At 60.7% G+C, this 6,272-nt stretch carries 8 protein-coding genes; 5 read left to right on the forward strand and 3 right to left on the reverse strand.

What is annotated here, in order from left to right; genetic code table 11:
* Positions 1 to 327 (reverse strand): esterase/lipase family protein (locus tag QQL24_RS24775; RefSeq protein WP_284314595.1); only part of this gene is annotated, 327 nt, incomplete at its 3' end.
* A gap of 215 nt (positions 328 to 542) precedes the next feature.
* Between QQL24_RS24775 and QQL24_RS24780 the strand changes: the two genes are divergently transcribed.
* On the forward strand, positions 543 to 1,505 hold the full coding sequence (locus QQL24_RS24780; protein WP_284314979.1) for an AraC family transcriptional regulator: 963 nt from the start codon (positions 543 to 545) through the stop codon (positions 1,503 to 1,505).
* A 316-nt stretch (positions 1,506 to 1,821) separates the two neighbouring features.
* On the opposite strand, the gene QQL24_RS24785 is transcribed toward QQL24_RS24780, so the two are convergent.
* Positions 1,822 to 2,694: an NmrA family NAD(P)-binding protein gene (locus QQL24_RS24785; RefSeq protein WP_284314980.1), complete on the reverse strand. Its 873-nt coding sequence runs from the start codon at positions 2,692 to 2,694 to the stop codon at positions 1,822 to 1,824.
* A 45-nt stretch (positions 2,695 to 2,739) separates the two neighbouring features.
* Positions 2,740 to 3,162: a DoxX family protein gene (locus tag QQL24_RS24790; protein WP_284314981.1), complete on the reverse strand. Its 423-nt coding sequence runs from the start codon at positions 3,160 to 3,162 to the stop codon at positions 2,740 to 2,742.
* Between the two features lie 119 nt (positions 3,163 to 3,281).
* Between QQL24_RS24790 and QQL24_RS24795 the strand changes: the two genes are divergently transcribed.
* The 4 genes from QQL24_RS24795 to QQL24_RS24810 all read left to right on the forward strand — a co-directional run bounded on the left by QQL24_RS24795 (position 3,282) and on the right by QQL24_RS24810 (position 6,127).
* Positions 3,282 to 4,187, forward strand: a complete 906-nt coding sequence (locus QQL24_RS24795) for a LysR family transcriptional regulator (protein ID WP_284314982.1) — start codon at positions 3,282 to 3,284, stop codon at positions 4,185 to 4,187.
* A gap of 148 nt (positions 4,188 to 4,335) precedes the next feature.
* Complete coding sequence (locus QQL24_RS24800) at positions 4,336 to 4,521, forward strand: hypothetical protein (protein ID WP_284314983.1); 186 nt, start codon at positions 4,336 to 4,338, stop codon at positions 4,519 to 4,521.
* Between the two features lie 119 nt (positions 4,522 to 4,640).
* Positions 4,641 to 5,462 carry a DUF8686 domain-containing protein gene (locus QQL24_RS24805; protein ID WP_284314985.1) on the forward strand — a complete coding sequence of 274 codons (822 nt, stop codon included), beginning with the start codon at positions 4,641 to 4,643 and terminating at the stop codon, positions 5,460 to 5,462.
* Between the two features lie 308 nt (positions 5,463 to 5,770).
* Entirely contained in the window at positions 5,771 to 6,127 is a 357-nt protein-coding gene (locus QQL24_RS24810) for a hypothetical protein (protein WP_284314984.1), read from the forward strand.
* The last annotated feature ends 145 nt before the right edge of the window (positions 6,128 to 6,272 follow it).

Consider the following 6,272-nt stretch of genomic DNA (forward strand, 5'->3'; position numbering starts at 1 on the left):
GGGATCGTCACCTGCTTGCGTGATGACCACACCGCCCCATGAGTGGCCAACGAGAACGGTCTTGCCGTTCTGTTTCGCGAGCGCCTGTCTGGTGGCATCGACGTCCGCTGCGAGGGAGGTGAGCGGGTTTTCGACGAGCGTTACGTTGTAGCCCTTCTTCGTGAGGATATCGGCAACCGGCTTCCAACTCGTCTGGTCGACGAAAGCGCCATGGACGAGCACGATATTGTGAGCCGCTCCCTTGGGCAGTTGAGCCGATTGGGCGGGGGCGGCAACTGTTGCTCCGGCCATGACGACGGTGGCGACTGAGAGTAGAAGATTTCGCATTGATTGTTCCTGTTGAGATGACGGACGACGCGGGTCCGGGGAAAGGGCAAGCGTGTCGGCAAAGTCGCGGCTCTTCCATCTGCCGATTTGCGAAATGGTTTGCCGCGCGACCTGTTGGCTCGCCTTGAGATGACGTAGTACGTGGAACTCTCGGACGTTAGGCCTCAGTCGTCCGAATATTGTGTCTGATCGTCCGTCGTGTTAACATCCGGAGCATGGACATCCTCGCCCAAGTGCTCGATCGCGTCCGCCTCGGCGGGACTCTGCTCTTCCACTTCGAGCTCGGCCATCCGTGGAATCTGGCATTGCCAGCGCGCCCCTACGCCCTGTTCCATTATCTCAGTCGTGGCTCAGCTACCCTCGCGCTCGAACAGGGACGAGAACTCCACATGACCGCGGGCGACTTTGTCGTCGTCACACGCGGCGAGCCTCACGTGATTTATTCGGATCGCCGGACGAAGCCGCTACCGATTCCGGACCTCGATCGACTGCCCGGACGTCTTGGCGTCGTTCGTCATGGAGGCAACGCGCAGCCGCTCTCGACGATGATCTGTGGCAATTTCACTGTGGAGCGGCCCTCGCGCGGCAGCGTGTTGGAATTACTGCCGCCCCTGCTTCTCCTGAAGCCGACTGAAGACGACGGATGGCTCGAGGCGATTCTGCAACGCATGGTGAGCGAGTCGGCGCTTGCGCGTCCCGGCCAAGACGTCGCACTTTCACGACTGACAGAAGTGCTCTTCGTCGAGGTGTTGCGAAGCTGGATCAAGTCTCTCAATTCCGGAGAAGGCGGTTGGCTGGGGGCGATGGCGGACCCGCACATAGGACCGGCGCTTCAGTTGATTCACGAACGGCCGGATCAGCCCTGGACCCTTGGCGACCTTGGGCACAGCGTGGGGCTCGGTCGTTCGGCGTTTTCGGCTCGCTTCACCAAGCTCGTTGGCCAGCCTATGTACCGTTATCTGATCGCACGGCGGATGTCGGAGGCTGCGTTTCTACTCGAAACAACCGACGAGGGAATTGCACGGATTGCGACCCGTGTCGGCTACGAGACCGCGGCCGCGTTTTCGAAGCTGTTCCATCGACATCACGGCCTATCGCCTGGGCGTTACAGAGCAGTTCGCCGTTCTGACGGTGGCCGAAGACAAGAGGACATTCTCGAAGTAGAAGTCGCCGATTGAGACGGTCAGGCTGAAGGCCGTTCTGCAACGAGCGAGCATGATACGGCCGAATGCCGATTGATGCAGGCCGCTGTATCCGGCGGACCTCTTCACCGACCGCTGGAAGACATTTGAGGCGAACGGCAGCTTACGGGATCGCCATCCAGGGAGCTAAATGTTGCAGATGGGGCGCGTGGCCGAAGGTCCGCTTATGGGTTTAAGGCCAACGTCCGCTCCAAGTGCGTTTTGCGATTTGACGGACTCGGCAAGAATCGCAAAGACGCGTCGAAACAAAGAGTTAGAGCATTGCAGCGTTTACGCTTGAACGCGCTTTGCTCTAGCCCTTGGCGGCGTTCTGTGCAGCCTCGAATACATCGCGTGCGGGCGTCGTACCCGCTACGTGCTCCGTGCCCTCGACTCCGAGGTCCATCCATCCCGCATTCACGGCCTCAAACATTTCTTCGGCAGGTCCGGTGTGGCCCTTCGGGATGCCGAAACGCTCGAACGCTTCGGCCCACCCTGCACGCGGGACTGCAAAGGCTTTCACGTCGAGATTCAGGACCTCACCCAATTGCTCTGCGACTTCATCCGCGGTGACCATCGAACCAAGCTCGACGACGCGCTGCCCTGACCATGCTGGCCCGGTCAAAAGGGTTGCGACCTCCGCGCCGATGTCGCTCGTCGCGACCATGGTCGATTTCCGGTTTGTCGGATTGTAGTAGACCGGTAGCGTTCCGCCCTGGGCGACCTGTAAGCCGTAAAGAAAATTCTCGAAGAATCCACCTGCGCGCACAAATGCGATTGGCGATATCAGGTCGCGAAAACCTTGCTCCAGAAGCGACAAGGCTGTGATCATCCCGAGCCCGCCGGTTCGGTTCGCACCCATCGACGAAAGCGCAACCACTCGCGGCGGCGCTGCCTTGGTGAGCGCCTCGACATAGTTTGCAATCACACCCTTGGCTTCTTTGTAATCGGGCGAGGGTGTCCAGACAGCCGGCAACATGACGAACGCGCCTTCGACGCCCTTGAGCGCTTGCTCGATGGCTGCCGAATCATTCCAATCGCCGTCAACCAGTTCCACGCCCAGCTTCGCCCAGCTTGACGCCTTCTCGCGATTGCGGACCAGCGCGCGTACTTCCTTGCCATGCGCCAACAGATGTTCTGCCGTTGCACCGCCCACTTTTCCCGTGATTCCCATTACTAAAAACATGTGTTTTCTCCTGATCTTGAGGGACAGAGCACGTCCCCTGTTGGTTCAACGGATGAGCGGCAGAATGGCCCGGATTCGGGGATCGCGCGCATAGAGACCGCCCCATGTCATCGCGCCCAGAAGCAGGGAAACGAATTCCGGCGGCGACCCCAACTCACCAATGCGGACATGGGCGCAGATGGCACCTCCCAAAAAGCCCGTCACCAGGATCGCGCCGAGGACGGCGGTGGCCGGGATGGCGTAAAGGACGGCGCAGGCAAGTATGATCGGACCCACGACACGGGTCAGGTCCATCGCGAACCCTGTTTCCTGCAACATGCTCGCGATCTGTGCCGGCGCGAAAAGCTGAATAGCGCCGTCTGCCACCAGAGCGACAACGACAAACGCGCTCATTATCCGGCCGGCCCACAGGGCACGATGCAAGGTCATGGTTTCAGGCACGTGATGCAGGTTCATGGTTTCGGACACTTGTCATTCTCCGATGGGGGGATCCCATATTCGGAGCTTACTGTGTCTCCTGGGTATGATAAACACCGAGGAAATGAACTCACTGTTCTCCCTGTGATGAACAATGCCGAGGCATGAAAATGCAGAATCTCGAGCCCATCCTCATTTTCATAACGGTCGCGGAAATGGGAAGCTTCACCCACGCGGCCGATAGCCTGGGCATCCAAAAGGGGAGGGCCTCAACAGCAGTCCGAAAGCTGGAGGAAGATGTCGGTGTCAGGCTCCTGCACCGGACGACGCGCAGCGTGCGGTTGACGGAGGACGGACGTGCATTCCATGCCCGTGCCCGCGATCTGCTTGCTGAAGTTGATGATCTGCACTCAATGTTCGCGAGCGATCGCGTGGCGCTTCGCGGGCGATTACGCGTCGATCTTCCAACCGAGGTGGCGCGCACAACAATCGTGCCGGCCTTGCCGGATTTCATGGCGACTCACCCCGAGTTGGAGCTGGAGGTGTCGAGTACGGATCGGCAAGTTGATCTGGTTCAAGAGGGGTTTGACTGCGTATTGCGACTTGGTTCCATCGGCGACGAGACGCTGATTGCCCGCCCGCTGGGCCTGTTGCGCATGGTCAACGCTGCCAGTCCCGCCTATCTGGCGCGCTATGGCGTCCCTCGATCGCTGGAAGATCTCCAGCGCCAGGAACATCGGACAATTCATTTTTCGACGATGCTGGGCGCAAGACCCTACGGATGGGAATATCCGGACGGCGACAGCTACGCGACGCTTCAGTTGCCAGGTGCGCTACATGTCAACAGCGCGCAGACCTACGAAGCCGCTGCCCTCGCCGGCCTTGGCCTGATTCAGGCGCCACTCTTGGGGATTGGCCGATACTTGGAGAGTGGAGCGCTTGTGGAGATCATACCCGATTTTCGTCGCCGGGCGCTCGCCGTGTCCCTCGTCGTGGCACATAGGAGCAATCTGTCGCGCCGAGTCCGCGCATTCATGAAATGGATCGAAGATGTGCTGACGCCGTATTTGGAATAGATGGCCGCTTTCGGGACGACTCACTTGCCCGGGAACGGCGAGGATGGGGCGCGTGGCGCAGGCGGTATTCCTCCGCACGTTGCGCCATCCTGTCATTGCTGAGCAGGACCGTCCGAAATAAGCTTCGTGTCATTGGAGGGAGGCGACGATGGTGGATAACTTCACAAAATGCGTGCTGTCCGTGATCGCGGCTGCGCTCGTGTCGATAGCGCTGGAGCAGTGGACGCGCCCGGCGACAGCGCAGGGCGGCACGTGCGGCATGACGATTGATCAAGCCTGTTGGATCCGCACCGATCAGAGAACCCCCATCGCGGTGGAAGTCATTGGGCGGTAGCGGTTCGAGAGGGCATAACGATGAATGACACCCTCGGTCAGCCCACGACGGACGCCCCGGGCCCATCGACCCCGTCGCACCCGGCGCGATCCATAAAGCGTCGGATTGCACTCTTGGCCGTGCTCGTCGGACTATGTGCCCTCGCCTATGGGCTCATGCTCGCATTGTTCGGCCCATCGGATCGCCCCGTCGAGGCGCAGCTCGGCAAAGCGCTCGGCGACGGCATCGTGACGATCTATCTTCACCCGCTCCGCGTCGACCCGGTCAATTCCTCGCTGCAGATGCGGATCAGCATGGTACCGGCAGCCATCGCGGGTGCGCCTGTTGCCATAGGCGACCGCAACCGCTCGCTCGTCATCCAGCGCGGCAATCAGGTCGAGCACGTCGCCATCACCATCGGCCAGCCCCTTCCCGAAGTGGTGTTCGACTTCGATCTTAGCGATGGAGACGTGCGCGACTATCCGTTGGATAGGTACCGGGCGAGCATGACCTTGGCGGTCAGCGAAACGGGCGCGGATGGGAAGGAGACGGCGCTGCCTATCCACGTGACGCTTTGGGAAGGCTTGCTGGGCTTTCGCGTCCGAGGTCGGGCCGAGCCCACGCAGGGCAAGGAAGCCGTCGGTCTGCGGCTCGACATACGGCGATCGGGAGCCGTGTCGATCTTCGGGATCGCCGTCTACGTCGCCATGGCCGTGATTGCCATCTGCGGTTTGCTGATCGGGGGCCTCGTCTTCGCTGGCGTCAGGCGCGTCGAGGTCACCTTTGCGGGCGCTCTCGGAGCGATCATCTTTGCGGTGCCAGCGCTCCGTGCTGCTTTGCCCGGCACGCCGCCGCTCGGCATCAGGGCCGACGTGCTGATATTTTTTTGCGCCGAGTTCGGCGCGACCATCGCGCTCTGCCTGTTTGTTGCCGCATGGATCCGAAGCGGTGCTCGGCCGTAAGGCATCGAACCCGCAGCCAAGCATGCTGCCGACGTCTGCGGGGCCGAAAGCGGACCGGTGTCTTCCGGTATGGTACGGTGAATAGCCGACGTGAGTTTTAGTTCGCAACCGATCGTGTTCAGAGGCGGGGCATAGTTCGCAGGCCTCATAGCATGTTCAACATGCCGTTCGATCTTCACCATCGTTCTGCACCCGGCAGGAGTGTGCAAAACAACATATTCGAAACCCACGCGACCATTTCAAAATGCGGAGGCTTTGAGATACCCGCCCGAAAGACGCAGTCTCACGGGCACACGAGGAGGTAGACCATGCGATCGATCGTCGTGGCTGGCGCTATCGCCCTATGCGCTGTGACGGGGAGTGCGGCGAACGCCGCGGACCGGTGGGCTCGGTGCGAACTCGTGGTCAGGGGCAAGACCTATATCAACGGCCGCTGCAATGTCGAGGATATGGGAGAGGGATCCTTTGCCCTAGGCGTTCTTCGGGATGACCAGCCGATCCCCCGCAAAGGCTTTTATTTCGCCTATGTCGATGTGAATGGAGACACGGCGGAAGCCAAGTGGAATGAGGATCGCAAGGAAATGCACGCCAACGCGTCGCTGGGAACGCTCATGCGCAAGGGGGCCTGCTGGGTGAACGATATCGCGAAGATTTGCGTGCGGTGAGGTGCCCGGCGACCAGGATAGTGTCAACGGCGGCCATGGGCGTATTGCAACTTTTCGCCTCGCCGGTTGGATGACGCCTCCGCTCCTCAACGGGGCCGATGAACGAACCCGCTGCGCGGGAGGGCGCCTGCGGTTAAGATAGAGA

The sequence above is a fragment of the Labrys miyagiensis genome, assembly GCF_030160835.1.
In the GTDB taxonomy this organism is placed as follows: Bacteria; Pseudomonadota; Alphaproteobacteria; order Rhizobiales; family Labraceae; genus Labrys; species Labrys miyagiensis.